The following is a 25,362-nucleotide window of genomic DNA, read 5'->3' on the forward strand; positions in this document are numbered from 1 at the left end:
CGCTTGCCTGGCACGCCATCGTGGCGCCGCCGCCAGGCGCAGACCCGCATACGCAAGGAGAAGCCTCGCATGACGTCCCGCCCGCCCCTGCACATCGGCATCGTCGCCTGTTCGGCCGAAGGTGCCGCGCTGTGCTATCGCACGATCTGCGCCGAAGGCGCGCAGGCACTGGGCCCGCATGCCCATCCCGAAGTCTCGCTGCACACCCATTCGCTGGCCGACTATGTGGCGTGCCTCAACCAGGGCGACCTGGCCGGCGTGGGCGCGCTGATGCTGTCCTCGGCCGGCAAGCTCGCGCGCGCGGGTGCGGACTTCCTGATCTGCCCCGACAACACCATTCACCAGGCGCTGGGCCACGTGCTGCCGCAATCGCCCCTGCCCTGGCTGCACATCGCCGAAGAAGTCGCCTTGGAAGCCGCCCAACGCGGCTATCGCCGCATCGGCATCACCGGCACGCGCTGGCTGGTGGACAGCCCCGTCTACCCCGACAAGCTGGCGGCCCAGGGCCTGGAATGCGTGCGCCCGCCGGCATCCGACCGCGACCTGCTCGCGCGGATCATCATGGACGAACTGGTCTATGGCGATTTCCGGCCGGCGTCGGTCGCGTTGCTGCAAGGCGTGGTGACGCGGCTGCGCGACGCCGGTTGCGACGCGGTCGTGCTGGGCTGCACCGAATTGCCGCTGGTGCTGAACGACGGCAACTGCGCGCTGCCAACGCTTGATTCCACCCGCATCCTGGCCCGGGCGGCGCTGCGGCGCGCGTTGCAGGGCGAATGACCTGGCCATTCATCGACGAGACTTCCCATGACCCACCTATCGGATGACGGCGATGATGCCGGCTTTGTCGAACCCGATGTCGAGCAGACCTTCGCGCTTTTCAGGCAGATCGGATTCGTTCCTCCCCTTCACGAGTCGGACGGCGACCTGCCCGGCTACACGTTCGCAGGCCGAGCCGAAATCAAGCTTGCGACACTGAGACCGGACGAGCCGCTGGGCGTGACGTCGCCCATTCCGGAAGAAGCGAAGGATTTCTTCGCCAAGCTGGCGGACTTTCGTCAGGAAATACAGGTCATCACGGACCCGTCCGGCACGTGGGTCTTTGAACCCGGTGCGGCGCCCGAACATATGCCGCCCCCGGATGCGCCCTCGCCCCGCAAACCCTGGTGGAAAGTCTGGTAACGCATGGCCGCCAGCTAGCGCCCCAGCCGGAATTCCGCGTCCCCTCTCCCCCTTCCCCGTTATGGTTGCCTCTACGCTCGTTGCCATGCTGTGCGCACACCTGTTGTGCTTTTCCGGCATGTTCTTGTTGATCAGCCGTCGCTTGCCCGGCAACCGGATGGGGATGGATTATTTTGCCGTGGGCAACCTGTTGCTGGGGTCGGCCTACATCCTGCAATTGCTCGAAGGCGGGCCGGCCTGGAGCCTGATGAGCGTCGTCAACCATATTCTTACGCTCGCCGCCCCGATTGCGTACTGGCTGGGCGCCATGCGCTTCTTTGGGCGCCAGGTTCCCCTGTGGCGGCCATTGATCGCCTTTGCCGTGGCCTACGGCCTGGCGCAATGGTGGGTGCAAGCAAGCGCCGGCCCCGCCGCCCGCTACGCCATGCTGGCGGCGATGGCGACCGTGCTGTTCTTTGCCATGACCCTGACCGTGATCTACGGCGTGCGCACGTTTGCCAAGGACCTGTACGGAGAAATGATCTTTTTCTCGCTGCTGATCGGCGGCATCTGTGTCCTGAACGCGCTGAAGTTCATGAAGATCGTGGACGATGGCCTGGATGCGCTGCACATGGACAGCCGCTTCCAGATGATCTTCTACATCTACATGTCCACCCTGGCCACCATCGTGCCGCCCGCCATCGTCTGGCTGGTGCTGCGGCGCCTGACCGACAGCCTGCGCAATATTGCGGCGCGCGACCCCATGACGAACCTGCTCAATCGCAGAGGGCTGGTGGATGCGCTCAAGCAGTACTTCAACGCACGGCATGCCGCGCCGGCCTGCCTGCTATTGCTGGATGTGGATCATTTCAAGCGCATCAACGATACCTACGGCCACCAGACCGGGGATGAAGTCATCTGCCAGGTGGCCGACCTGTTGCGCGCCACCGTGCGTCGCGGCGATCTGACGGGTCGTATCGGCGGAGAGGAATTCGTGGCCATCTTCCTGGATGCCGACACGCAAGGCGTCACGTTCCTGGCCGAACGCCTGCGTGCCAACATTGAAAGCCAGGCCATCAAGGTGGCGGGATCCGAGCAATCGCTGCGCTGCACCGTCACCATCGGGATTTCGCCGCACTTCCATGGCGTGCAGGCGCTGGAAGACGCCCTGCGACAAGCCGATTCCGCGCTCTACCGCGGCAAGGCGGCGGGCCGCAACCGGATCGAATGGGCTGACGTCCCTTACGGCGTTTCCGCCCAACCCACTGAACCGGCCATCATGGCGTAAGTGGCGGGCTCCCTGGCAGCCAAGCCATCCACGGCTGCCCTGAAACCCGCTCCTGTCCGCTTCACCGCTACGTGCGCGGTGCCTCGTCTTCGGCTTCCTGACGCGCTTCGAGCTCATTGCCCAGGACCTCGGCCGAATCGTCGGTGCTGGATTCCGACACCAGGGGACGGCGGGTGTGTCCTGCCGCCCGGGCGTTGCCGCCCTCGTCGGGGCGCTCGGTCTGCACGGCCACATTGGCCGGCGGCGCGAAGCCACGCTTGTCCTGCCCGAAGTACACGACCGTGTGCGGGTACGGCAGCTCGATGCCGGCAGCGTCGAAGTGCTTCTTGAGCAAGCGGTTGTAGCCGCGCTGCACGGCCCACTGCATGCCCGGCGTGGTCTTGATCAGGATGCGGATGGTCACGCCCTTGTCGTTGACGGCCGTGACCCCGGCCACCGTCATCTCTTCCAGGATTTCGGGCCCCAGCACCGAATCGGTCATCAGCTCGGCAAACGCCGCGCGCAGATGCTCGATGGCGTCGTCCACGCTTTCGCGGTGCGCAATGGTGTATTCGCCCAGGTGGTACGAGAAGTCGCGCATGTGGTTGGCCACCACGTCCACCGACGAGAACGGCACCAGGTGGTAGCCGCCGTCCAGCGTCCGTATGCCTACCGACCGGATGGTCATCTTCTCGACCGTGCCGAACACGCCCGCGACCTGTACCACGTCGTTCTCGTTCATGCCGTTTTCCAGCTGGATGAACACCCCTGTGATGATGTCCTGCACCAGCTTCTGTGCGCCGAAGCCGATCGCCAGGCCCACCACGCCGGCACCGGCAATCAAGGGGCCGACGTCGATGCCGATCTGCGACAGCAGCACCATCAGCGTCATCGTCACGATGACGATCAGCGCCGCATTGCGAAACAGCGCCAGAAGCGTGCGCTCGCGCGCGCTGGGCATGCCCCGCCCTTCGCGCTGGCTCAGGCGATGTTCGATGATGCTGGCGATCACGGTCCAGGCCAGCGCCGCAATCAGCAGCACGATGACGATATTGAGCGTCACCTTGATCGCCGCGCCCCCGGCGTCCGACGCCAGCCAGCGCGACAGGTCAAAGGCGCGCCACGCGTCCAGAATCAGCAACACCGCCACGATGCGGATGATCCAGCCGACCAGCTTCAGCAAGGCCGGCACGTAGGCGTTCACGCGCGCTTCCAGCAGCGGCAGGCGCTGGCGCAGGTCGTCGGACAGCCGGATGGGCTTGGCCAGAAAGGCGTTCAACAGCAGGATCAAAAGGCTGCTCACGCCGATCACCAGCAGCGTCTGCGCCGTGGCCCGGGCCATGAAGGGCAGCGCGTTGGTGGGGTCGACCTGGCTGACCACCAGCAGAATGGTGAAGTAGCCGATGCCCAGCACATGCCATATGCGCGACAGGAAATGCAGCCGCGCGCCCAGAAACGTGGCTGCCCCCGCGGCGCGGCGGTCAAGATGCTCGCGCACGGCCTGGCGGTTCTGCCAGATGGTGCGCACGGCGTACACATAGACCGCCAGCATGATGACCATGCCGGCCAGCCGGCCCAGCGCGGGCGACAGCGTGGCCGACATCACCGGATCGATCAGCAGCGTGCCATACCCGGCCGCCGCCACGATGCGCACCAGCCAGCCATTCCAGTACTTGGCGGATGCGTCGGCCATCGGCAAGAGCCGCAGGTGCGGGTGCCGCACCGCGAACACCGTGCGAATCACCACCTTGATGATCTCGACCGACACGAAGGCGCGCAGGAATACGGCGGCCAGCGTGTCCAGCGAGCCGCGCCCCGGCGTGCCCCACAGGGCAGCCGCGCCGCCGGCCATCGCCGCCAGCACCACGACGCCCACGTCGATCGCCAAGGCCCCGATGATCGCGCCCGCCCGCCGGCCCAGCACACGGATGGGCAACGGCGCGCCGCGCGCGGGCGGGACGGCCGGCTTGCTGCCATGTTCCGCCACCCAATGGTCGATGCGCGTGTAGATGCGCATCGCGATCAGGCGCAACAGAAGGAAGGCGATGATCGTGGCCACCGCCGCCAGCAGCAGCGGCATCAAGGCATGGCTCGCCGTGCCGCTGTCCATGCGCAGGCTGCGCCCCGAGGCCAGCGCCACCATGTCTTCCACGCCCTGGCCCATGTCAGTGGCCACGCCGGTCAGGAAGCGCTGCACATCATCGGCCATGCGCTCCTGCAACCCGGGCGTTGCCTGCGCGGGCGGCGCTTGCGAGGCCGCGCGCGAGGCGGCCGGGTCCGTCCCCGCCGCCTGCGCACGCAGCGCATCCACCAGGGCCTTGCGCGCGTCGGGATTGTCGAGCAGATCGGCCAGCGCGGCGGGAGACAGCGCGCTGGGGGCAGCGGTCGCGGCAGGCGCCGGGGCCGCCGCGGCCGGCAACAGCGGCGTTGCCGCCCTGGCATCGGTCTGCCAGGATAAAGCCACGCAATTGAGCATCATCGCCATCACCAGCGCCAGCCACGGCCTGCCTCGCCTATGCCGCCACACGCTGGCGGCAAACTGGCGAAACGGGAAAGCGATCGATACTATCGTTGCGGATAGAACCACTAAGAGATCTCCTCTACGGACAAGACGAACAAGATGAATTCGGCCGCGCGAACCCGCCGGCAGGCCAATATCTTGCCAGACTACAATTTCAGGCCGCTTGATTCCCAGCCGGAAAACAATTTCAAACATTTTTCACGGCCGTCGCGGCGTGTCGATCCGCCTGCCTTTGCGCACGCTTGCAGTGCGTGCCTGCGCCGCTCAGGTCTCCCTGGCGTGATTGACCGTGTACTTCGGTATATCGATGGTCAGGTCCTCGGCCCCCACGATGGCCTGGCAGCTCAACCGTGACTGCGGCTCGACGCCCCGGGCGCGGTCCAGCAGGTCTTCTTCGGACTCGTCCACGGCATTGAGCGTGTCGAACCCCTGGCGAACGATGCAGTGACACGTCGTGCAGGCGCGGCTTTGCTCGCAGGCGTGCTCGATCGGGATGCCGTGATCCAGCAGGGCCTCGCACAGCGAGATGCCCGCTGGCACGTCCAGCACGGCGCCGCCGGGCGCGAGGTCGGGATGGGCAAGAACGGTGATTTTCGGCATGGCGTCGCCCCTGGCGATTCTGAAAAAGACAATATCGCCAGCGTAAAGATGGCTACGCTGGGAAGGTCAAGCGGGTTCGGCGAGGCCGAAGCTGGCGACATGCCCCAGCAGCCGCCGCGCATGCCGGCAAGCGATAATCTCTCGACAATATCTTGCGGAGATCGCAGTGAATTCTCTTGAGGGCAAGCCGAATCAAACGCCACCTGCCGGCACGCCGGTCCCGCAGGATCCCCTGGCATGGCAACGTCACTGGCATCAGATCCTGGATTCCTACGACGATCACCCGGACGAAGTAGCCGATGACAAAGGCGTGCCTGATCCCCTGCCGGACCTGGACCATGACTTTCGCCTGCTGTTCAATTTCTGGTCGGGCGACTGGCCCAGCGGTGCGGACGCGCGCAAGCGGGCCTTTGCGATCCTGCCCCGCGCAGATCAACTGCTGGCCCGCATCGAAGCGTATCTCTCGACCCCGGCCCAGGCCATCGATGCCGACCAGGCCACGACGATCTTGCGCCAGGGCGTGGATATCACCCGGCGGGCGGGTTTCGAGACGCCCGACCCTGCCGGCCCGGTGCGCATACTGGCCCGCCCGGCGGTGTCCTTGAACGACGCCTATTCCCGTGCCGAATCGCCCTTTGTCGACGTGCGCGATGCGATGGATGACATGGCGGAAAACGAATCGGGCGAGGCGGGGGCCGCGGCGTACTACTTTCTCTCCGAGCCGCTATACCGCCTGGCCACCACCTATGACGTTTCCAGCTGGATCGTCTGGCCGCTGTGCAGCCGCCTGACCGCGCCGGCCGATGACCCCACCGTGGCCGCCATGCGCTTGTGGCTGGGCGGCTGGTCGTCCGGGTGGGATGAAGAAGGCCTGTTCCTGTTCGACCGCAGGCAGGAATTCGGGCTGGCGCCCTGACCTTACAGGAACAACCCGATGACGGACACCGATCGCTCGAACGCCGGCCAGACGGCCATGCAGCCCTGCACGCACGACGGCATTGCCGCCCAGGAAACCTGGCGGGACTGCGCGGCGGCCCACGGCGGCCGCCTTAGATTGGTGCTGCTGGCGCCAGACCCGCAATCGGCGGCGTCGCTGCTCGAACAGGCCGTGCGCATGGCCGATACCCTGCCCGTGCGCACCGACGCGGCCCTGCGCTACCTATGGGAAGCCGGCCGCGAACCCGCCGACCCGGACGCGCCGCCGGACACCTTCCTGCAAGGCTTCGCGCCGTCCGACCTGGTGCTGGCCGCTGATGGCGGCTATGTCCTGCACCTGGCGCCGCTTGACGATGCCTGGTTCATGGACGGCTACTGGCCGTCGCTGCAGTTTTCCGCGCAACACGAGCCCTTGGGCTGGGTCTGCGAGTCTTGAGGCGAGCATGAAGAGGCGCATGCCCCAAGGCGGCGTCAATACCGCCCAGCCGCAAGGATGTCATCCAGATAGGCCTGGGCATCAGGCCGGGCGGTCAACATGTGCCGCACCCACGCATCGCGCTCGTGCGCGGTGACCACCAGTTCCCAGACGCAGGCCAGCGCGGGCGCCGTGACAGGCGTGAAGCGGCCGGGATCGGCCAGCGGCGCCGACAGCATGCGCTGGCATACGATACCGCCCGAAATCCACCAATCCAGCAGCAGCCAGACGGCTTCTTCGCCGACGTGGGCGATGCAGAAGCCCAGGCCATGGCTACGCGGGTCAGCGGCCTGCTCGGCCAGGACGGCGTCCACGGCGACGCGCACCGACGCAATGACCGAGTCGGACAGGATTGGGCCGGCGTTGTCCGAGTCGCAGTGAATGGTGTAGATCTTGGTCGCATGGCTCTCGCTGTGCCAAGTGTCCAGATGAGCAATGTGGCGAGGGGCGTACGGTTCCGGAGGTAGCGGCATGGCGCGGAAAAACAGGAATGGAATCGCCGGATTCTAATCCGCGCGAACGGGCTTCAGGCTACAGTGATTGTTCACGTGGATCGAGGACGGATGGGGCATGGCCGACGCAAGCACGCTTTTGAATGACAACGCGGTATACAAGACCTTGCTGGAGTCGACCAAGGCGATTCCCTGGAAAATCGATTGGGCGTCCATGAAATTCGCCTATATCGGCCCGCAGATCGAGGCATTGCTGGGCTGGAGCGTCGACAGCTGGGTCAGCGTCGAAGACTGGGCCATGCGCATGCACCCCGAAGACCGCGAATACGTGGTCAATTTCTGCGTTTCGCAATCCCAGGCGGGCGTCGACCATGAAGCCGACTACCGCGCCCTGACCAAAGACAACGGCTACGTCTGGATTCGCGACGTCGTCCATGTGATGCGCAATGAGCAAGGCGAAGTGCAGGCGCTGATCGGCTTCATGTTCGACATTACCGAACGCAAGAAGACCGAAGAACAGTTGCTGAGCCTGCAAAAAGAGCTGGAAGCCCTGTCGTTCAAGGACGGCTTGACCAATATTGCCAACCGGCGCCGCTTTGACAGCAGTTTCGAACTGGAATGGGAACGGGCCGGCAAAGAACGCCAACCCCTGTCCATCTTGCTGCTCGACGTGGACTTCTTCAAGCAGTACAACGACTTGTACGGCCACACCCAGGGTGACAAATGCCTGGTGGATATCGCCCAGACGCTGAGCCTGGCGCTTGATGGCCCGCGCGATCTCGTGGCGCGCTACGGCGGTGAGGAATTCGTCGTGCTGCTGCCCGAGGCCGATGCCGCGACCGCCCTGAAAGTGGCCGAACGCTGCCAGCGGCTGCTGGAAAAGAAAGCCATCATGCATGCGCTGTCGCCCCACGGCCGGCGCGTCACGGTGAGCATGGGCGCGGGCACCCTGATTCCTGACGGCAACGGCACGCGGGATGCCTTCATCAAGACCGTGGACCAACAGTTGTATGTGGCCAAGAACAACGGCCGCAACCGCATTGAACATGTGCAATGGGAGAGCACGGCGCGCTAGCTGCCAGGCCGGCCTCCCGCATTTTCAGGAGACCCGCATGCCCAAGTTCATCACGATCGGCTACGGAGACCAGGCCGGCTACGACCGCACCGCCGCCCCCTTGCGCGATGCCGCCCACGCGCACGATGCCGATTTGCGGCGCCAAGGCGTCTTGATGGGTATTGCCGGCGCCCCGGTGCAGGTGCGCAATCACGACGCGTCGGGGGTGGAAACGACCGCGGCGCCCTACATGGCATCAGCCTTGCCGGTGGCGGGCTTTGCCATCATCGAGGCGGCCGACCTGGCCGAGGCGATAGCGCTGGTGTCGCGCACGCCGTGTGCTGTGGCGCAGGGGGTGGTTGAGGTTTGGCCGTTGGTGGAACCCTAGCCTGGCCCCGCCCGCGCGTTGCAAATCGAAGCGTTCCTGTTCAGCTCGTTAGCCTATGCTGACCGGCCGGGGTTTCCCCACACTCTCTCAAGGAGCTGCGAATGCTGGACCATGTCGAAATCAACGTGAGCGACTTCGAGCGCAGTCGGGCGTTTTACCTGAGCGCGCTTGCGGCGATCGGATATGTGCCACGCAAGGCATTGCCTACCGGCATGGGCTTTGGCGTGGGCGAGCCGGACGAGTCCGGCGCCCCGGGCGGTGAATTCTGGATTCATCCCGGCACGCCCAGCACCCCGCGCGTGCATGTGGCCTTTCGGGCCCGCAGCCGGGCCGAGGTCGATGCCTTTCATCGGGCGGCGCTGGAAGCCGGCGGCACGGACAACGGCGCGCCCGGCCTTCGTCCGCAGTATCACCCGCATTATTACGGCGCCTTCATCCTGGACCCCGACGGCTACAACGTCGAGGCGGTCTACCACCGCCCGGCTTGATCGCCTTCACGGCTTCTTGCAGTCGATCACGCTGGATTCGGTGATGGCATCTGCATCGGACCGATCAACATGATCAAACCCCAAACCCGGGCAATGCTGTTTGCGCTATGCGTCGTCCCCGTGATCGTGGCCCTTTTCCTGGGGCTTTTCCTGGGGGCCCTGATCCTGGTCAACCGCTATTGGCCCGACGCCGGGTTTACGGCCGAGGACGTGTTGAATCAGCTGATGGTCCTGGGCGTTGCCTGCGTCGCCCTGCCCTGGATTCAACTCCGCAGCTTTCGCCATCAATATGGCCTTCAATTCAAATCGACGAGCGAGACGCCTACCGGGAAGCCGGACGAGCCCCCGCCCAGGCCCGCGCGGGCGGTAGCCCTGGTTCGCCTGTTTCTGCTCGTGGCAGGCGCCGCGTTGCTGGTGTTGGTGTTCGGGCCGCTGTCGCACCTGACCCGGCTGTCTACCTGGCTGCAAGCCAGCGGTTTCGGCGCCGTGTCGTTCCGCCTTGTCGAATTGCTGATGCTGCTTGCCCTGGTTGGCGGCTTTGTGCTGGTGGGCGGGCTGGTGGCGCTGATTCAACGGCTCGGCCGGTCCGCGAAGCGACAGGACGCCCGCGACCCGCGTGATGAAGCGCAACGGATCTGGCTGATCTGCTATGCCGGCACGCTTGGGCTGTGCGCGGGCCTGTCGCTGCTGGTGGGTTTCATGATCAAGAAATTCCTGTAGCGGCATCCAGGTTCAAGGCCCGTTCGCTGCCGGCGCAGTGGCGCTACGCTCAAAGCTGATCCGCCCCGAACAGCCTTAACCGCCCCAGGTCCAGCACCTGGATCTGGTTGTAGGCCAGCCCCAGGATTCCCTGGTCCGCCAGCGTCTGCAACGCCTGGTTCACCCGCTGGCGCGACAGGCCTGTCAGGTATCCCAGTTCTTCCTGCGAGATCGCCAGCGTCAGGTCGGTGGACGGATACAGCTGCGGATTGAACAGCTGCGCCAGGGACTGCGCCACGCGGGCATCGGCGTCCAGCAGCCGATGATTCTGGATCGAGGCGATGAATTCGCCCATCCGGTTGTTCAATTGCCCGATCACGAAGTGCGAGAACGGCAGGCTGGCCGACAGCAGCGCGTGGAAGGTATCGACCGGCACCCGCAGGACCAGCGACGGTTGGAGGGCGACCACATCGTATTTGCGCAGTTCGCGCTTGATGACGCTGCCCTCGCCGAACCAGCCGCCCGGCGGCACGCCGGAGAACGTGCAACTGCGCCCGGATTCGTTATAGATGGCCAGCTTCAGCAGGCCGGCGTGCACGCCCAGCCAGTAGTCCGACGGCGCGTTGCGGCGCGCGATCCAGGCGCCGCTGGCGACGTGGTCGGCATGCGACGTGGCCAGGACCAGGGCTTGATGCGGGGCGTCCAGCGCGCCGAACCAGGCACAGGCGCCGAACAGCTCGGCAAGCGCGTTGGCGGAAACAGCGTTTGAAACATCGGACATGGAAAGAACCGTGTAAAACTAGCAGTTGGCACGTGCGCGGAAGGTCTGTCATGCAGGCGACAGACAGGTTTCTCCGGCGACGGATACGCTACTCGCAAGCAGCGGGATACGGCAACGGGACACAGCAAAAGAACGGACCCACGCGGACAGCAAGATCCGCGATTCCGATCACGCTTTCCGCACACAGGCTATCCGGGCGCGCCCCGCGCCCGACAGGAGACAACGATGAGCAGCATGTTCGAACACGGCCTGGCGCGCCGGGACGCCAACTATGAGCCGCTGACCCCGGTGGATTTCATTGCCCGAGCGGCGCAAGTGTACGGCCAGCGCCTGGCGGTGGTGCACGGCAAGGTGCGGCGCACCTGGGCCCAGACCTATGAACGGGTGCAGCGCCTGGCCGGGGCGCTGGCGGCGGCCGGCATTGGCCGCGGCGACACGGTGGCGGTGATGCTGCCCAATATTCCCGCCATGGTCGAGGCGCATTTCGGGGTGCCCATGCTGGGCGCGGTGCTCAACACGCTGAATACCCGGCTGGACACCCCCAGCGTGCTGTTCATGCTGGGCCACGGCGAGGCCCGGGCGCTGATCGTGGACACCGAATACGCCGACGTGGCGCAGCGCGCCCGCGCGGAATTCCCGCACCTGACGGTGATTTCGGTGCACGACCTGGACAGCGCGCCGGCCACGTTGCCGGGCGCGACGGATTACGAGGATTTCCTGGCGGCGGCCCCTGCCCGCTTCGACTGGCAGCCGCCGGCGGACGAGTGGGATGCGATTGCGCTGAACTACACGTCAGGCACGACGGGCGATCCGAAGGGCGTGGTCTACCACTACCGCGGCGCTTACCTGAACGCGGTGAGCAATATCCTGGAATGGGATATGCCCAAGCACCCGGTGTATCTGTGGACGCTGCCGCTGTTTCACTGCAATGGCTGGTGCTTCGCCTGGACGGTGGCGGCGCGCGCGGGGGTCAATGTCTGCCTGCGCAAGTTCGATCCGAAGACGGTGTTCGACCTGATCCGCAGCGAAGGCGTGACGCACTACTGCGGTGCGCCCATCGTGCAAAGCGCGCTGGCCAATGCGCCGGCCGAGATGCGGGCGGGCATCGACCACACGGTGCGCACGATGGTGGCCGGCGCGGCCCCGGCGCCCGCGGTGATCGCAAAGATGAAGGAAATCGGCTTTGAACTGACGCACGTGTATGGGCTGACCGAGGTCTACGGCCCGGCCGCCGTCTGCGCCCGCCAGGAAGCCTGGGATGCGCTCGAAGACGAGCAACTGGCTGCGCTGACCGCCCGCCAGGGGGTGCGCTACCACCTGCAGGCCGGGGTCTCGGTGCGCGACCCGGAAACCATGCAGGAAGTGCCGGCCGACGAGCAGACCGTGGGCGAGATCATGTTCCGCGGCAATATCTGCATGAAGGGCTACCTGAAGAACGAACGCGCCACCGAAGACGCGTTCAGCGGCGGCTGGTTTCATACGGGCGACCTGGGCGTGATGACGCCGGACGGGTATATCCGCATCAAGGACCGCAGCAAGGACATCATCATCTCGGGCGGCGAGAATATCTCCAGCATCGAGGTCGAGGACGCGCTGTACCGCCATCCCGCCGTGGCCGCGGTGGCGGTGGTGGCGATGCCGGACCCGAAATGGGGCGAAACGCCCTGCGCCTTTGTCGAACTCAAACCCGGGCACAGTGCGACCGAGGCCGAGATCATCGCCCACTGCAAGCTGCTGCTGCCCGGCTTCAAGGTGCCGCGCGCGGTGCGCTTTGGCGAGCTGCCCAAGACGTCCACGGGCAAGATCCAGAAGTTTGAACTGCGCGCGGCGGTGGGTTCCACCCGCGCGATCGATGCCACCTGATTCCCCTTCCACACGCCAGGAGCGCTACGCCATGACGTACCAAGCCCCCGTGAAAGACATGCTGTTCGTGCTGAACCACCTTGCGGGCCTGCCGCAGGTGGCGGCGCTGCCCGAATACGCCGAAGCCACGCCGGACACTGCCCAGGCAGTGCTGGAAGAGGCCGCGACCTTTGCCGCCGATGTGCTGGCGCCGCTGAACCACCCTGCCGACCGCGAACCCAGCGCCTGGAAAGACGGCGCGGTGACGACGGCGCCGGGCTTCAAGCAAGCATTTCGCCAGTACGCCGAGGCTGGCTGGCAGGGCATGACGCATCCCGAGCAATATGGCGGCCAGGGCCTGCCGGGCCTGTTGGGCGCGCCCTGCGCCGAAATGCTGAACGCGGCCAACCTGTCGTTCGCGCTGTGCCCCTTGCTGACCAACGGCGCGATCGAAGCGCTGCTGACGGCCGGTTCGCCCGAGCTGCGTGAGCGCTACATCGGCCCGATGATCTCAGGCCAATGGACCGGCACGATGAACCTGACCGAACCGCAGGCAGGTTCCGACCTGGCCTTGCTGCGCAGCCGCGCGCAGCCGGTGGGCGACGGCAGCTACCGGATTTCGGGCACCAAGATCTTCATTACCTACGGCGAACATGACCTGGCCGAGAACATCGTGCACCTGGTGCTGGCGCGCCTGCCCGATGCGCCCGAGGGCGTGAAAGGTATTTCACTGTTCCTGGTGCCCAAGTTCCTGGTGAACGAAGACGGCACGCTGGGCGCGCGCAATGATGTGACCTGCGTGTCGATCGAGCACAAGCTGGGCATCAAGGCCAGCCCCACCGCGACGCTGCAGTTCGGCGATGCGGGCGGCGCCATCGGCTACCTGGTAGGCCAGGAAAACCGCGGGCTGGACGCCATGTTCATCATGATGAACGCGGCCCGCTTTGCGGTGGGCGTGCAGGGCATCGCGGTGGCCGACCGCGCCTACCAGCACGCGCTGGCGTATGCCGCAGATCGCGTGCAGAGCCGCCCGGTGGACGGGTCGTCGCGCGAATCCGTGACCATCATCCATCACCCCGACGTGCGCCGCATGCTGGGCACGATGCGTGCGCTGACCGAAGCCGGCCGCGCGCTGGCCTACTACACCGCCGGCCACGCCGACCTGGCCCACGCCAGCGCCGACCCGGCCGCCCGCGCCCGCCACCTGGCGGTGCAGGAATTCCTGGTGCCGATCGTCAAGGGCTGGTGCACCGAGGCGTCCATCGACGTGGCCAGCCTGGGCGTGCAGGTGCACGGCGGCATGGGCTTCATCGAAGAGACCGGCGCCGCGCAGTATTACCGCGACGCCCGCATCCTGACCATCTACGAAGGCACCACCGCCATCCAGGCCAACGACCTGGTCGGCCGCAAGACGCTGCGCGATGGCGGCGCGGTGGCGCAGGCCCTGATCGAAGAGATCCGCAAGACGGAAGAAGCGCTGCAAGCGCGCAGCGAACCGGCCGCCCGGCTGGTGCTGACGCCGCTGCGCCAGGGCCGCCTGGCGCTGGCCAACACGGTGGATTTCGTGGTGGCCAATGCCGCCGCGCATCCCAATGCCGTGTTCGGCTCGGCCGTGCCCTACCTGCTGCTGGCCGGCACCGTGCTGGCGGGCTGGCAGATGGCGCGCGCGCTCTTGGCGTCGCTGGACCACCAGGCCGAAGACCCGGCCTTTCACCAGGCCAAGATCGCCACGGCCCAGACCTACGCACTGCACAAGCTGACGCAGGCGCCGGGACTGGCGGCGGTGGTGGCGGGGTCGATCGAGTACGCGGTCCAGCCCTGAATCGCCCCGATCGTCTCCCCTCAAAGACCGCCAAGGCGGTCTTTTTTCATGGGGGACGGCGCGGTTAAACATATAACCAAAAAGAATAAAGAAAAGAAATAAACATATCTAAAATTATTAAGCGGACACTGCCCGCAGGCAAGACGCCAGCCGTATCAAGGCGTAGTACAGGACCCTTCCCCATGCTTCGCAAGCTGTTTTCCGCCGCCCTCATCGCCACCGCTTTCGCCGTTGCCCCCGCCCATGCCGCGCCGCCCGCGCTGGAAATCGGCTACCTGCCGATCCTGCCGGACGCGCAGTTGTTCGTGGCGCTGGAAGAAGGCACCTTGCAGGCCCAGGGCGCCCCCGCCCCCAAGCTGGTGCAGTTCCAGAGCGGCCCCGCGCTGACGCAGGCGCTTTTGGCCGGCCAGCTGGACGTGGCCTACGTCGGCATCGGCCCGGCGCTGGTGGCCAGCGCCAAGGGCGCCGGCATCAAGGTGGTGGCGTCCAACATCGTGGAACAGGTGAACGTGGTGGCGCTGGGTGCGCTGGCGCCGTATTTCGCGTCGGGCGATCCGGCCACCGCCTTTGCACGCTTTGCCAAGGACAAGGGCAGAAAGCCCGTCATCGCCAGCTACCCCAAGGGCGCGGTGCCCGAAGCCGCGCTGCAATACTGGCTGCGCAAGCAGATCAAGGCCGATCCGGCCAGCCTGGACCTGATCTACCAGGGCGAGGCGCAGATCCAGCAGTCGCTGTTGACGGGCGCCATCGACGGCGCGGCCATTCTGGAGCCCACCGTGACCACGGTGCTGACGCGTGCGCCGGATTCGCGCGTGGTGGCGCGCGGCTCGCAACTGTTTCCGAACCAGCCCGGCGCCGTGCTGCTGGTGCGCGACAAGCTGATCGCCGATCACCCCGAGGTGGTGCAGCAGCTGGTCAACGCCCAGTTGTCCGCCACGGCCCTGCTCAAGAACGACCCGGCGCGCGCCGCCGGCCACGTGCAGAAATATGTGGGCGGCGGCCGCCTGGACCGCGCCCTGGTGGAAAAGGCCATCCGCAGTTCGCACGACCAGTTCGTGGCGGACCCGCACGCCATCGTCAACGCCACCGCCGAGCTGCAGACCTTCCAGGCCAGCCTGGGCACGGTCGAGGCGCCGCCGGTGGACGTGAAGCAATTGTTCGACACGCGCTTCTTCGACAAGGCCGCCAAGCCATGAGCCAGACCGCCCAGGCCTATGCCGCCCCGGCGGAGCGCCCGCGCGGCGAAACGCCGCCGTGGCATGCCGCCGCGCGCCGCGCCGCCTACGGCATTGCAGGGCTGGCGATCTTCATCGGCATCTGGAAGGCCGCGCTGATCTGGCAGTGGGCGCCCCCGGGCACCCTGCCCGACCCGTTCGCGCTGCCGGCCACGCTGATGCAGGAATGGCAGTCGGGCCGCTTGCTGCCCGCCATCGGTTCGAGCCTGGTGCATTATTTCTGGGGCCTGGCGGCGGGCACGGCGCTGGGCTTTGCCGTCGGCCTGGCCGCCGCGACGTTGCCGCGCTTTGATCTGATGCAGGCCTACCTGGCGCGCATCCTGCGGCCGATTCCGCCGCTGGCCTGGGTGGTGTTCGCCATCGCCTGGTTCAAGGTCAGCCATGCCGGGGCCGCGTTCGTGATCGCCATCGGCGTGTTCTGGGTGAACTACTTCGCGACCTACAGCGCAGTGCGCAACGTGGACCCGCGCTTCTATGAACTGGCGCGCGCCTTCGGCCACGGCGGTTACGTGGCGCGCGCGCTGACCGTGACGCTGCCCGCCATTGCCCCCGGCGCGCTGTCGGGCGTGCGCACCGGCATCGGCCAGGCCTGGATGACGCTGATCGCCGCCGAACTGCTGGGCGTGCCCGGCATGGGCCAGGAAATGAACGCCGCCGCGGGCGTGGGCGCCTACGACGCGGTGGTGGTGTACATGCTGATCATCTCGCTGGTCTACACGATCTGCGACCTGGCGTTTTCCGCTGTCGAAGGCAAGGTGCTGCAATGGCGTCCGTAATCGAGTTTTCCAAGCTGTCCTACCAGCACCCCGGCGCCGCCGCGCCCGTCATCCAGGGCCTGTCGCTGGATATCGAGGCCGGCAGCTTCGTGGCGGTGGTGGGCGGATCGGGCGTGGGCAAGTCGACGCTGCTGCGCGCCGCGGCCGGGCTGGCCGAGCCCGCTTCGGGCGAAGTGCGCTTTCAGGCGCCGGCGCGGCCCGGACGCCGCAGCCGCGCGGTGGTGTTCCAGGACAGCCGCCTGATGCCCTGGCGCACCGTGGGCGGCAATGTCGGCTATGGGCTGGAAGGCCTGGGCCTGGATCGCGCGGAACGCCAGCGCCGTGTCGACGCGGCGCTGCAACTGACCGGCCTGGCCGACTACGGCCGCCGCTGGCCGCACCAGCTGTCTGGCGGGCAGGCGCAACGCGTGGGCATCGCCCGCGCGCTGGCGGTCAAGCCCGACCTGCTGCTGATGGACGAACCCTTCAGCGCGGTCGACGCCATTACCCGCCGCAACCTGCAGCAAGAGCTGATCCGGGTGTGGCAGGCGTCGGGCGCGGCCGTACTGTTCGTGACGCACGACATCGAAGAAGCCGTGTTCCTGGCCGACAAGGTCGTGGTGCTGGGCGGCCGCCCGGCCAACATCGCGGGCAACTACGCCATCGACCTGCCCCGCCCGCGCGACCGCGCCGACCCGGCGTTTGCGCGGCAGGTGGCGGCGATCTCGCATACGCTGGAACACCACTGAACGGCGGCGCCGGCACAGGCCGGCCCGCTCGCCGCCTGCGTGATTCAAGCGCGACCAAAGTGCGATTCAAGCCCGAATAAAGCGCGATTCACCCGCGAGACGTCGCGCAGGCCGCCGGCATGGCCGCCTTGCGCGGCAAGGTCACGGCCCAGAACACGGCGGCCACCAGGCCCAGCCCCGCGCCCAGCGCGCATACGCCCAGCCAGCCGGCGTGCGCGTAGACATAGGTCGACGCAATCGACCCCAGGCCGCTGCCCACCGCATAGAACATCATGTAGCCGCCCACCAGCCGGCTGTGCGCCTGCGCGCCGATGCTGAAGATCATGGTCTGGTTGGTGACGTGCAAGGCCTGCGCGGCAATGTCCAGCAGCAGCACGCCCAGCGCCAGCGCCCACAGGCTCTGGTCCAGGAACGCAATGGGTATCCAGGCCAGGCACAGCAGCGCCAGCCCCGCCCCGGTGGTGCGCTGGCCCAGGCCACGGTCGGCCAGTCGACCGGCGCGCGCCGCCACCAGCACGCCGGCCACGCCCACCAGCCCGAAGGCGCCCACCGCGGTATGCGTCAGGGAATGCGGCGGCGCGCTCAGGGGCAGCACCAGCGCCGTCCAGAAAGCGCTGAAGCTGGCGAACATCAGCAGCGCGATCACACCGCGCACCTGCAGCACGCGCTCGGTCGCCAGCAACGTGAACAGCGAGCGCAGCAGCGCGCCGTAGCGCAGGCCGGCCGTCGGCAACTCACGGCGCGGCAGCCAGCGCGCCAGCACCAGCGCCAAGGCGGCGGCCAACACGGCGGACACCAGGTACACGGCGCGCCACCCCCAGAGGTCGGCAACGGCGCCGGCCAGCGTGCGCGCCAGCAGCAGGCCGATCACCACCCCACCCTGCGCCGCCCCGACCACCCGGCCCCGTTCGGCCGGAGCGGCCAGGGCGGCCGACAGCGCCAGCAGGCCCTGCGTCATGGCCGTGCCGAGCAGGCCCAGCGCCAGCATGCCGGCCAGTAGCCAGGGGGAATTCGTCGCCCCGGCCACCGCCGCCAACGCCAGCACCAGCAGGCCCAGTTGCCCGAGCATCAGGCGGCGCCGGTCCAGCAGATCGCCCAACGGCACCACCAGCAGCAGCGCAAGGGCGCAGCCCACCTGCGTGGCGGTGACCACGATGCCCACCGCCCCTTCATCCAGGCCGAATTCACGGCCCATGGCGTCCAGCAAGGGCTGGGCGTAATACACGTTGGCCACGCTCAGGGCACAGGCCACGGCCAGGAGCAGCACCACGGCGGTGGGCAGGCGGGCGGCGGACGGGGGGTCGGATCGTTCTGGCATGGGAGCCTCAATTGGTTTCATAACAAAACCAGAATGCTAGGCCTTAAGGTTTTATAATGCAACTACAAATTCGCGATTCACGTTGACGTCCAACCGAAGGGCCGCACGCCCTTCCCCAGTGCCGCATCGGCCGGCAAAGGTCCGCACGACATGGTCAAACGCACCAGCCTTGAAGGCGCTTCCTGTCCGGTGGCGCGCTCGCTCGACGCCATTGGCGACTGGTGGTCGCTGTTGATCGTGCGCGATGCGTTCGACGGCCTGCGGCGCTTTGGCGAATTCCAGAAAAGCCTGGGCGTGGCCAAGAACATCCTCAGCGACCGCCTGCGCACGCTGGCCGCGCACGGCATCCTGGCCACGGTGCCGGCCTCGGACGGCAGCGCCTACCAGGAATACGTGCTGACGGAAAAAGGCCAGGCGCTGTTTCCCGTCATCGTCGGCCTGCGCCAATGGGGCGAAGACCACTACTACGGCCCCGCCGAAGCCCATTCCCAACTGATCGACCGCAAGCGCGGCCAGCCCGTCAAGCGGCTGGAAATCCGCGCCCAGGATGGCCGCTTGCTGGGGCCGGACGACACGCTGGTGCAGAAGGTCGACAACTGATCGCCTGGATGCAATGCGGGCGCAATGCACACTCGGCTACGCCGCTACCGCGCCCGGCCAGTGTCCCGTCGCCAGGGCGGTCGGCGAATAGCTGTTGAAGCGCCAGCGCAGGGCCAACGCCCCGGGCCGCGCGCGCACCCGCTGCACATGCACCCGCCACAGGCGCTCCGCGCCTTCGAAGGCAGCGATCTCCGGGCTGTCCAACACCACTTCGGCGCGGCCCGACAGCTGCAGCACGTCGCCGCGTTCGAAGTCGATGAACAGCAGGCCGGCGCGCGGATTGATCACCAGGTTGCCCAGCGTGTTGAAGAAGCGGTTTCCAGAGAAATCCGGAACCGTCAGCGTATTGCCATCGACCCGCACAAAGCCCGGCTTGCCGCCGCGATGGGACACATCGACGCGGCGCCCGGCGGGCTCGGTGTCGGCGTAGCTGGTCACGAACAGGGTGTCGGCTTGCGCGATGAGCGCGCGGTCGGCCTCGTTCAATGCTGCACGCTCATGCCCCACGCCGGGAAAGCGCAGCGCGGGCGAACGCGAGAAAAAGAATTCGCGCGCCTGGATGTATTGCGGGCAGTTGCCGAAGGACTCGCCCACCGAGATATCGAAGCGCTTGCCGTCCCAGGCACTGATCTGTCCGTTCATGCGGTTGCGGCGGCGCGAGTGCAGCTCGATGCCCAGCAAGGCGATGGCCTGCCCTGCCCCCAGGCCCGCGGACAGCGGATCATCGGCGTCGGGCACGGCCGCCACGCGCAGCGTCGTCGGGTCTGGCGAACGCAGAAAGCCCGGCTCTCCTTCCAGCACGCCGGCCCACGGATCGCCCTGCGCGTCGACCGCGCCGGCCACCACGAAGGGCAACTGCTCGAAGAAGGTCCGGTGCTGGTCGGGCATGTAGTCGCGAATCACCTTGGCGCCGACCTGCGCCATGCGCTCGGCCATGCCGATATGGGCCTGCAATTGGCGTTCGCCGGCATGCCAGGGCGCGGCGGGGGCCGGGTCTGTGATGGTAGCGTTCATGGTGGGTTCCTTGGCGGTGTCACACGCTTGGCCGCGGCATCAGGCTGCCAGCAGCCCGACGGGCGTGGTCACCATCGGCACGAAGCCCGGCAAGGCCTCGATCCGCGCCAGCCAGGCGCGCACCTGCGGATACGCCGCCAGCGACACATTGCCTTCGGGCGCATGCGCCACATAGGCATAGCAGGCCACATCGGCAATGGTGGGCGTGGCGCCCGCCAGGTAGCCGGTGGCAGCCAGCTCGTGTTCCATCACGGCCAGCAGCGCGTGGGCCCGCGTCAGCGTGGCCGGCACGTCATAGGGCGCGCCGAACACAGTGACCAGGCGCGCCGCGGCCGGGCCGCCGGCCAACGGACCGGACGCCGCCGACAGCCAGCGCTGCACCGCGGCCGCGCCCACGGCGTCTTCGGGCAGCCAGGCCTGGCCGTTGTAGCGCTTGCACAGGTACACCAGGATGGCGGTCGAATCCGCCACCACCACGCCATCGTCGTCGATGACCGGCACCTGGCCGAACGCATTCAGCGTCAGGAAGTCAGGCTGCTTCTGCGCGCCACTGCGCAAGTCCACCTCGACCACGCGGTGCGGCACCTGCAACAGGGACAGCATCAGCGCAACGCGGTGGGCGTGGCCAGACAGGGGAAAGCTGTAGAACGTCAGGGAAGCGGAGGACATGGCGCAATCTCAAGAATGGAAACGGGCTTCCATCTTGAACCGGCCCGGCCCGCCAGAGAACCGCCAGCGGGCGCAAGACACTATTGCGAAAAAAAGTGGGTATCGGCAATCAACCCGGCAGCGCCGCCAGGTCTCGCCGCAACGCGTCAACGCAGAAATCGACGAAGCTGCGGACCTTGGCCGAGCTTTTGCGGCCTTCGGGGTAGACGACGTGTACCGGTATCGGGGGCAGTTCGTAGTCGCGCAGCACTACTTGCAGTGCGCCGCTGGCAAGGTGACGGGCCACTTGATAGGACACGACCTGCGTCAGGCCCCAGTCTTCGCAGGCTGCCTTGATCGCCCCCTGGAACGAGGTGACCGTCAGTTGCGAGGCCATCGGCAGGCGCCGCGGCTGGCCGTCCTGCAGGAAACGCCATTGCGGCCCGCGGCCTTCCATGGCGGCCGTGATGGTGCAGAACTGCGCCAGCGCGTCGGGCGTGTCCGGCTTGCCGAAACGCTGCAGGAAAGCGGGCGAGGCGCAGACGACGCGCCGCACGTGCCCCACCGCGATGGCGGTCAGCGACGAGTCGGGCAGCGCGCCGATGCGCACGGCCACGTCCACGCCTTCATCCAGCAGGTTCACCACGCGGTCCACCAGCAAGGCGCGCACCGAGACCTCGCGATGTTCGCGCAGGTAGCCCAGCACGGCAGGCATGACGTGCAACTCGCCAAACAGGGATGGCGCGGTGATGTGCAATGACCCGCGCGGCGCGGCCATGGCGCCGGCGGCCGCGTCGTCGGCCTGGTCGACGTCTTCGAGAATGCGGCGGCAGTCCTGGGCGTAGCGTTCGCCGGCTTCGGTCAAGCGCAGGCTGCGGGTGGTGCGCACCAGCAGCAGCGCGCCCAGCCGGCGTTCCAGCGCGGAAACGCTGCGGGTGACGGCGGGGGCCGACATGGCCAGGCGGCGGGCGGCGGCGGCAAAGCTGCGGGCTTCGGCCACGGCCAGGAACACGCTCATTTCTTGGAATCGGTTCAAGGCGTCGTGCCTCCGTGATGGCGTAGCGGCCAGTCAGGCCGAGAGGGCCCGTGGCTGGGGTGCGGACGAGACATTGCTGGCCGGCAGGCCGGGCGTGGCGGGCAAGGCGGCGACGCTGTCGCGCACGCATTGGCGCACGATGTCAGCCAGGGCCGCGGCGACAGGGCCGGGTTGACGCTGAGCGCCGTACAGCGACAGCGTGAGGCTGGGCAATGGCGGCAGGCCCAGTTCGCCCGGCGCCAGCACGCGCAGGCTGGCGGGCAGGCCAAGCGGGGTTCGCACCATCAGGCCCAGGCCCGCGCTGACCGCCGCCCACAGGCCCGCCAGGCTGGGGCTGATGAACGCCGACGTCCAGGCGATGCCGGCGCGGTCCAGCGCGTCGGTGGCGCGGCTGCGAAAAAGGCATGGCGCCTCGAAGGCCACCAGCGGCAAGGCATTGGCCGCGCCCGCCCAGGCCAGGCCAGAGGCGACCGGCCCGATCCAGCACATCGGCAGTTCCGCCAACCGCGTTGCGTGCGGCTGCGACGCATCGACATCCCACGCCAACGCCAGATCCAGTTCGCCCGCGGCGATACGTTCGAGCAGGTCGGCATTGCGCGCCACGCGCGCTTCGATGCGGACCTGCGGGTGCGCGCGCGCAAACTGGCCCAGTACCTGCGGCAGCAGGATTTCACCGAAGTCCTCTTGCAGGCCCAGGCGCACCTGGCCCTGCAACTGCGCGCCGCGCACCGCCACGGCGGCCTGGTCGTTCAATTCGAGCAACCGGCGCGCGTAGGCCAGCATGGTCTCGCCCGCGTCGGTCAGCGCCAGGCCGCGGCCGGCCTTGCGCAGCAGCGGCACCCCGGCCTGGTCTTCCAGCTTTTTCAACTGCGCGCTGACGGCGGACGTGGATCGCCCAAGCCGGTCGGCCGCGCGGCCGAAGCTGCCCAGTTCGACGCCGGCCACGAAGCTGCGCAGCACGTCCAGGTCAAAAGTGATCGATCGCATGATCGTCCTGTTTTTCAAAACCTTTAGTTGAAAATTTCCTGATTTTCAGAACCATCTTACGAGCGCAGACTGAAACGCGTCAATCCTGCCTGGAACGCGCCATGTCCCTGTCCACCCTGTCCGCCTCGGCCGCCCTGCCCGCCTCATCCCCCCTTCGCCCGACCCATCGCTGGAAGGTGTTGGCGGTGGGCGTGGCCGCCAATGCGGCGTTTTCGGCCGCCGCGGCCGGGCTGCCCGCCACGGCGGTCTTCATGCGCTCGGGCTATCGCCTGGACAACGACCAGTTGGGCCTGGCGCTTGGCCTGATGGGGCTGGGCGTGGCGCTGTTCGAACTGCCTTGGGGCATGCTGGCCGACCGCTGGGGCGACCGGCCCGTGCTGCTGGGCGGCCTGGGCGCTACAGCGGTGGCGCTGGCCTGGATGAGCGTGTTTGCCGCCCCCGTGCACGGCGCCGCGCCGGCCTTGTGGCTGCTGGCGCTGGGCCTGCTGCTGGTGGGCGTGATGGGCGGCAGCGTCAACGGCGCCAGCGGCCGCGCGGTGATGGCGTGGTTCGACGAGGGCGAGCGCGGCCTGGCCATGAGCATCCGCCAGACCGCCGTGCCGCTGGGCGGCGGGCTGGGCGCACTGGTGCTACCGTGGCTGGCCTCGCAGGTCGGCTTTGCGGCGGTGTTCGGGCTGCTGGGCGGGCTGTGCGCGGGGGCTGCGCTGTTGACGTTGGGATGGCTGCGAGAGCCGGATCGGGCGTCGGCCACACCGGCTCGCGCCACGATTGCTGGCCGGACGTTCAGCGGCGCCCCTCCTGCTGGTGCGACCCGCGTCCAAGCCCCATCGTCCGACACGCGCTCTGCCTCGCACCCGGCCCACCCGGCGCCCTCCAGCCCGCTGCGCGATGCCCGCGTCTGGCGGGCCGCGCTGGCCATCGGCCTGTTGTGCAGCCCGCAATTCGCGGTGCTGACGTTCGCCACCGTGTTCCTGCACGACTACAGCGGCGCGGGCATCGCCACGCTGACCGCGGTGATGGTGGCGGTGCAGGTGGGTGCGATGGTGGCGCGCATCGCCAGCGGCCGCTGGACCGACCGCCGCGGCAACCGCCGCGCCTATCTGCGCGGCTGCATCTGGCTGGGTTTCGCGTTGTTCGTCGCCTTGGCCGGCGTGGCGTGGGCCGTGCGTGACACGGCGACCGATCCCGCCGCCGTGGCGGCGGTGGCCGTGCTGCTGGCGGTGGCGGGCATCTGCGTATCGGCCTGGCATGGCGTGGCCTATACCGAACTGGCTACGCTGGCCGGCGCGCAGCGCGCCGGCACCGCGCTGGGGCTGGCCAATACGTGCGTCTATCTGGGGCTGTTCCTGACGCCGCTGGCGCTGCCGCACCTGGTGGCGGCGGCGTCCTGGCCGCTGGCGTGGGGGGTGGCAGGCGGGTTGATGCTGGCGGCGCTGCCGCTGCTGCCACGAACGGCGCGGGCTTGAACGACGACCACCCATACCGACCTGCCCGGGCCACACATGCACGCGCTCTTGGAGCGTCGGCGCGAGATCTGCCCTCCGGACCTTAGCCCTTGAATTCCTGCCGCAACCATGCCAGGAACGCCTTGACCGGCGGATGCCGTTCCCGCCCCGGCGCGCACAGGGCGGTGTAGGCGGCCCCCGGCACGCTGACCTGGGGCAGCAACGGCACCAGCGTGCCGGCCTTGACGCTGTCGGACACCATCACCGAGCTGGCCAGCACCAGCCCCTGCCCTGCAATGGCGGCCTGTAGCGCGTAGTGTTCTTCCTCATAGGCGTGTACCGCTGCCGGCTTGCGCCACGCCGGCAGCCCGGCCGCCGCGCACCATTGCTGCCAGCCGTCTTCATACAGCGCGGAGTCGCGCCAGCGCACGGTCACCAGCGCGGGCCGGGTTCGGCCCGCGCGCTGCGCCTGCGCCACCACCGCCGGCGCGCCATAGACGCCAAACCATTCCTGCAATGCGCAGGCCGCGTGCAGCGCCGGATAGCGCCGGCTGCTGTAGCGGATCGCCACGTCGACGCTGGCGTCCTGCAGCAGGTCGATGGTTTCGGCCTGGGCCGACAGGCGCAATTGGTACTGCGGATACGCCTGGTAGAAGCGCCCCAGCCGCGGCACCAGCCACAACGCCGCGAAGGAATGGGTGGTGGACAGCGTCAGCGTCCCCGCCGCGCTGGCCGGGCGCAGGGCGTCAAGCGTCTGCGCAATATCGAGCAAGGCGCCGTGCGCGCTGGCGAACAGGCGCGCGCCGCTGTCGGTCAGTCGCACGCCCTGCGGCACGCGGTCGAACAACGCCACCCCCGCATGGCGCTCCAGCGCCTTGATCTGGTGCGACACCGCCGTGGGCGTGACGGACAGCTCGGCTGCGGCCAGCTTGAAGCTGCGCAGTCGCGCGGCGGCTTCGAACGTGCGCAGCGCCGTGACGGGCAACGAGGCAAACATGAGGAGGCCCTCGTAGATGAATTCAATTCATCGTAGGCGAGAAATGCTCGTTTGTCGCGGCCCGGGCAGGTGCCTACATTTAGTCCACGGTCGGG

At 67.7% G+C, this 25,362-nt stretch carries 26 protein-coding genes; 16 read left to right on the top strand and 10 right to left on the bottom strand.

The window, feature by feature from the left end:
* Positions 1-69 precede the first annotated feature (69 nt).
* From HV798_RS09005 to HV798_RS09015, 3 genes are all read left to right on the top strand, one after another.
* The gene (locus HV798_RS09005) at positions 70-777 is read left to right on the top strand and encodes an aspartate/glutamate racemase family protein (protein ID WP_175192485.1); all 708 of its coding nucleotides are present in this window, start codon (positions 70-72) and stop codon (positions 775-777) included.
* 27 nt (positions 778-804) lie between these two features.
* The gene (locus HV798_RS09010) at positions 805-1,179 is read left to right on the top strand and encodes a hypothetical protein (protein WP_175192486.1); all 375 of its coding nucleotides are present in this window, start codon (positions 805-807) and stop codon (positions 1,177-1,179) included.
* Positions 1,180-1,240: 61 nt separating this feature from the next.
* On the top strand, positions 1,241-2,446 hold the full coding sequence (locus HV798_RS09015) for a sensor domain-containing diguanylate cyclase (RefSeq protein ID WP_175192487.1): 1,206 nt from the start codon (positions 1,241-1,243) through the stop codon (positions 2,444-2,446).
* Positions 2,447-2,513: 67 nt separating this feature from the next.
* On the opposite strand, the gene HV798_RS09020 is transcribed toward HV798_RS09015, so the two are convergent.
* Both HV798_RS09020 and fdx read right to left on the bottom strand, forming a co-directional pair.
* Positions 2,514-4,910: a mechanosensitive ion channel domain-containing protein gene (locus HV798_RS09020; protein WP_175192678.1), complete on the bottom strand. Its 2,397-nt coding sequence runs from the start codon at positions 4,908-4,910 to the stop codon at positions 2,514-2,516.
* Positions 4,911-5,210: 300 nt separating this feature from the next.
* Complete coding sequence (gene fdx / locus HV798_RS09025) at positions 5,211-5,546, bottom strand: ISC system 2Fe-2S type ferredoxin (protein WP_175192488.1); 336 nt, start codon at positions 5,544-5,546, stop codon at positions 5,211-5,213.
* 166 nt (positions 5,547-5,712) lie between these two features.
* Here fdx and HV798_RS09030 point away from each other — a divergent pair, with 166 nt between their 5' ends.
* The gene (locus tag HV798_RS09030; RefSeq protein WP_175192489.1) at positions 5,713-6,462 is read left to right on the top strand and encodes a hypothetical protein; all 750 of its coding nucleotides are present in this window, start codon (positions 5,713-5,715) and stop codon (positions 6,460-6,462) included.
* Positions 6,463-6,480: 18 nt separating this feature from the next.
* Positions 6,481-6,918 (top strand): hypothetical protein, encoded by a 438-nt coding sequence (locus HV798_RS09035; protein ID WP_246288649.1) that lies wholly within the window; start codon positions 6,481-6,483, stop codon positions 6,916-6,918.
* Between the two features lie 35 nt (positions 6,919-6,953).
* Here HV798_RS09035 and HV798_RS09040 read toward each other — a convergent pair whose 3' ends face one another.
* On the bottom strand, positions 6,954-7,430 hold the full coding sequence (locus HV798_RS09040) for a hypothetical protein (RefSeq protein WP_175192490.1): 477 nt from the start codon (positions 7,428-7,430) through the stop codon (positions 6,954-6,956).
* Positions 7,431-7,527: 97 nt separating this feature from the next.
* On the opposite strand from HV798_RS09040, the gene HV798_RS09045 reads away from it, so the two are divergent.
* From HV798_RS09045 to HV798_RS09060, 4 genes are all read left to right on the top strand, one after another.
* The gene (locus HV798_RS09045; protein ID WP_175192491.1) at positions 7,528-8,484 is read left to right on the top strand and encodes a sensor domain-containing diguanylate cyclase; all 957 of its coding nucleotides are present in this window, start codon (positions 7,528-7,530) and stop codon (positions 8,482-8,484) included.
* Positions 8,485-8,521: 37 nt separating this feature from the next.
* On the top strand, positions 8,522-8,851 hold the full coding sequence (locus tag HV798_RS09050) for a YciI family protein (RefSeq protein ID WP_175192492.1): 330 nt from the start codon (positions 8,522-8,524) through the stop codon (positions 8,849-8,851).
* 101 nt (positions 8,852-8,952) lie between these two features.
* A complete protein-coding gene (locus HV798_RS09055; RefSeq protein WP_175192493.1) occupies positions 8,953-9,339 on the top strand; it encodes a VOC family protein in 387 nt (128 codons plus the stop codon).
* Positions 9,340-9,408: 69 nt separating this feature from the next.
* Positions 9,409-10,059 (top strand): hypothetical protein, encoded by a 651-nt coding sequence (locus HV798_RS09060; RefSeq protein WP_175192494.1) that lies wholly within the window; start codon positions 9,409-9,411, stop codon positions 10,057-10,059.
* 49 nt (positions 10,060-10,108) lie between these two features.
* Here the strand turns inward: HV798_RS09060 and HV798_RS09065 are convergent, their stop codons facing one another.
* Positions 10,109-10,819: a Crp/Fnr family transcriptional regulator gene (locus HV798_RS09065; RefSeq protein WP_175192495.1), complete on the bottom strand. Its 711-nt coding sequence runs from the start codon at positions 10,817-10,819 to the stop codon at positions 10,109-10,111.
* Positions 10,820-11,044: 225 nt separating this feature from the next.
* Here HV798_RS09065 and HV798_RS09070 point away from each other — a divergent pair, with 225 nt between their 5' ends.
* The 5 genes from HV798_RS09070 (at position 11,045) to HV798_RS09090 (ending at position 17,222) form a co-directional block, all read left to right on the top strand.
* Positions 11,045-12,682, top strand: coding sequence for an acyl-CoA synthetase (locus tag HV798_RS09070; protein ID WP_175192496.1), 1,638 nt, complete (start codon positions 11,045-11,047; stop codon positions 12,680-12,682).
* 31 nt (positions 12,683-12,713) lie between these two features.
* Complete coding sequence (locus tag HV798_RS09075; protein ID WP_175192497.1) at positions 12,714-14,483, top strand: acyl-CoA dehydrogenase; 1,770 nt, start codon at positions 12,714-12,716, stop codon at positions 14,481-14,483.
* Positions 14,484-14,665: 182 nt separating this feature from the next.
* Positions 14,666-15,679, top strand: a complete 1,014-nt coding sequence (locus HV798_RS09080) for an ABC transporter substrate-binding protein (RefSeq protein WP_175192498.1) — start codon at positions 14,666-14,668, stop codon at positions 15,677-15,679.
* Positions 15,676-16,494 (top strand): ABC transporter permease, encoded by an 819-nt coding sequence (locus tag HV798_RS09085; protein ID WP_246288651.1) that lies wholly within the window; start codon positions 15,676-15,678, stop codon positions 16,492-16,494. Before HV798_RS09080 ends, HV798_RS09085 begins: the two co-directional genes overlap by 4 nt.
* Positions 16,482-17,222 (top strand): ABC transporter ATP-binding protein, encoded by a 741-nt coding sequence (locus HV798_RS09090; RefSeq protein WP_175192499.1) that lies wholly within the window; start codon positions 16,482-16,484, stop codon positions 17,220-17,222. The genes HV798_RS09085 and HV798_RS09090 overlap by 13 nt, the downstream gene beginning before the upstream one ends.
* 88 nt (positions 17,223-17,310) lie before the next feature.
* On the opposite strand, the gene HV798_RS09095 is transcribed toward HV798_RS09090, so the two are convergent.
* Entirely contained in the window at positions 17,311-18,540 is a 1,230-nt protein-coding gene (locus tag HV798_RS09095; protein ID WP_175192500.1) for an MFS transporter, read from the bottom strand.
* A 150-nt stretch (positions 18,541-18,690) separates the two neighbouring features.
* Between HV798_RS09095 and HV798_RS09100 the strand changes: the two genes are divergently transcribed.
* On the top strand, positions 18,691-19,140 hold the full coding sequence (locus HV798_RS09100; RefSeq protein ID WP_175192501.1) for a winged helix-turn-helix transcriptional regulator: 450 nt from the start codon (positions 18,691-18,693) through the stop codon (positions 19,138-19,140).
* 36 nt (positions 19,141-19,176) lie between these two features.
* Here HV798_RS09100 and HV798_RS09105 read toward each other — a convergent pair whose 3' ends face one another.
* From HV798_RS09105 to HV798_RS09120, 4 genes are all read right to left on the bottom strand, one after another.
* Entirely contained in the window at positions 19,177-20,154 is a 978-nt protein-coding gene (locus HV798_RS09105; RefSeq protein WP_175192502.1) for a pyridoxamine 5'-phosphate oxidase family protein, read from the bottom strand.
* 39 nt (positions 20,155-20,193) lie between these two features.
* A complete protein-coding gene (locus tag HV798_RS09110; RefSeq protein WP_025135447.1) occupies positions 20,194-20,823 on the bottom strand; it encodes a glutathione S-transferase family protein in 630 nt (209 codons plus the stop codon).
* A gap of 109 nt (positions 20,824-20,932) precedes the next feature.
* The gene (locus tag HV798_RS09115) at positions 20,933-21,838 is read right to left on the bottom strand and encodes a LysR family transcriptional regulator (RefSeq protein ID WP_175192503.1); all 906 of its coding nucleotides are present in this window, start codon (positions 21,836-21,838) and stop codon (positions 20,933-20,935) included.
* A 33-nt stretch (positions 21,839-21,871) separates the two neighbouring features.
* Positions 21,872-22,825 carry a LysR substrate-binding domain-containing protein gene (locus tag HV798_RS09120; protein ID WP_175192504.1) on the bottom strand — a complete coding sequence of 318 codons (954 nt, stop codon included), beginning with the start codon at positions 22,823-22,825 and terminating at the stop codon, positions 21,872-21,874.
* Positions 22,826-22,926: 101 nt separating this feature from the next.
* Here HV798_RS09120 and HV798_RS09125 point away from each other — a divergent pair, with 101 nt between their 5' ends.
* The gene (locus HV798_RS09125; protein ID WP_175192505.1) at positions 22,927-24,291 is read left to right on the top strand and encodes an MFS transporter; all 1,365 of its coding nucleotides are present in this window, start codon (positions 22,927-22,929) and stop codon (positions 24,289-24,291) included.
* An 82-nt stretch (positions 24,292-24,373) separates the two neighbouring features.
* Here the strand turns inward: HV798_RS09125 and HV798_RS09130 are convergent, their stop codons facing one another.
* Entirely contained in the window at positions 24,374-25,267 is an 894-nt protein-coding gene (locus tag HV798_RS09130) for a LysR substrate-binding domain-containing protein (protein ID WP_175192506.1), read from the bottom strand.
* Positions 25,268-25,362: the final 95 nt, after the last annotated feature.

This window comes from Achromobacter deleyi, from assembly GCF_902859705.1.
Classification (GTDB): Bacteria; Pseudomonadota; Gammaproteobacteria; order Burkholderiales; family Burkholderiaceae_B; genus Achromobacter; species Achromobacter deleyi.

Excerpts from the sequence above, each read along its gene's own strand:
- HV798_RS09005 (WP_175192485.1), top strand. The coding sequence starts at position 70 with ATGACGTCCCGCCCGCCCCTGCACATCGGCATCGTCGCCTGTTCGGCC.
- HV798_RS09010 (WP_175192486.1), top strand. The coding sequence starts at position 805 with ATGACCCACCTATCGGATGACGGCGATGATGCCGGCTTTGTCGAACCC.
- HV798_RS09015 (WP_175192487.1), top strand. The coding sequence starts at position 1,241 with ATGGTTGCCTCTACGCTCGTTGCCATGCTGTGCGCACACCTGTTGTGC.
- HV798_RS09020 (WP_175192678.1), bottom strand. The coding sequence starts at position 4,910 with ATGGCGATGATGCTCAATTGCGTGGCTTTATCCTGGCAGACCGATGCC.
- fdx (WP_175192488.1), bottom strand. The coding sequence starts at position 5,546 with ATGCCGAAAATCACCGTTCTTGCCCATCCCGACCTCGCGCCCGGCGGC.
- HV798_RS09035 (WP_246288649.1), top strand. The coding sequence starts at position 6,481 with ATGACGGACACCGATCGCTCGAACGCCGGCCAGACGGCCATGCAGCCC.
- HV798_RS09040 (WP_175192490.1), bottom strand. The coding sequence starts at position 7,430 with ATGCCGCTACCTCCGGAACCGTACGCCCCTCGCCACATTGCTCATCTG.
- HV798_RS09045 (WP_175192491.1), top strand. The coding sequence starts at position 7,528 with ATGGCCGACGCAAGCACGCTTTTGAATGACAACGCGGTATACAAGACC.
- HV798_RS09050 (WP_175192492.1), top strand. The coding sequence starts at position 8,522 with ATGCCCAAGTTCATCACGATCGGCTACGGAGACCAGGCCGGCTACGAC.
- HV798_RS09055 (WP_175192493.1), top strand. The coding sequence starts at position 8,953 with ATGCTGGACCATGTCGAAATCAACGTGAGCGACTTCGAGCGCAGTCGG.
- HV798_RS09060 (WP_175192494.1), top strand. The coding sequence starts at position 9,409 with ATGATCAAACCCCAAACCCGGGCAATGCTGTTTGCGCTATGCGTCGTC.
- HV798_RS09065 (WP_175192495.1), bottom strand. The coding sequence starts at position 10,819 with ATGTCCGATGTTTCAAACGCTGTTTCCGCCAACGCGCTTGCCGAGCTG.
- HV798_RS09070 (WP_175192496.1), top strand. The coding sequence starts at position 11,045 with ATGAGCAGCATGTTCGAACACGGCCTGGCGCGCCGGGACGCCAACTAT.
- HV798_RS09075 (WP_175192497.1), top strand. The coding sequence starts at position 12,714 with ATGACGTACCAAGCCCCCGTGAAAGACATGCTGTTCGTGCTGAACCAC.
- HV798_RS09080 (WP_175192498.1), top strand. The coding sequence starts at position 14,666 with ATGCTTCGCAAGCTGTTTTCCGCCGCCCTCATCGCCACCGCTTTCGCC.
- HV798_RS09085 (WP_246288651.1), top strand. The coding sequence starts at position 15,676 with ATGAGCCAGACCGCCCAGGCCTATGCCGCCCCGGCGGAGCGCCCGCGC.
- HV798_RS09090 (WP_175192499.1), top strand. The coding sequence starts at position 16,482 with ATGGCGTCCGTAATCGAGTTTTCCAAGCTGTCCTACCAGCACCCCGGC.
- HV798_RS09095 (WP_175192500.1), bottom strand. The coding sequence starts at position 18,540 with ATGCCAGAACGATCCGACCCCCCGTCCGCCGCCCGCCTGCCCACCGCC.
- HV798_RS09100 (WP_175192501.1), top strand. The coding sequence starts at position 18,691 with ATGGTCAAACGCACCAGCCTTGAAGGCGCTTCCTGTCCGGTGGCGCGC.
- HV798_RS09105 (WP_175192502.1), bottom strand. The coding sequence starts at position 20,154 with ATGAACGCTACCATCACAGACCCGGCCCCCGCCGCGCCCTGGCATGCC.
- HV798_RS09110 (WP_025135447.1), bottom strand. The coding sequence starts at position 20,823 with ATGTCCTCCGCTTCCCTGACGTTCTACAGCTTTCCCCTGTCTGGCCAC.
- HV798_RS09120 (WP_175192504.1), bottom strand. The coding sequence starts at position 22,825 with ATGCGATCGATCACTTTTGACCTGGACGTGCTGCGCAGCTTCGTGGCC.
- HV798_RS09125 (WP_175192505.1), top strand. The coding sequence starts at position 22,927 with ATGTCCCTGTCCACCCTGTCCGCCTCGGCCGCCCTGCCCGCCTCATCC.
- HV798_RS09130 (WP_175192506.1), bottom strand. The coding sequence starts at position 25,267 with ATGTTTGCCTCGTTGCCCGTCACGGCGCTGCGCACGTTCGAAGCCGCC.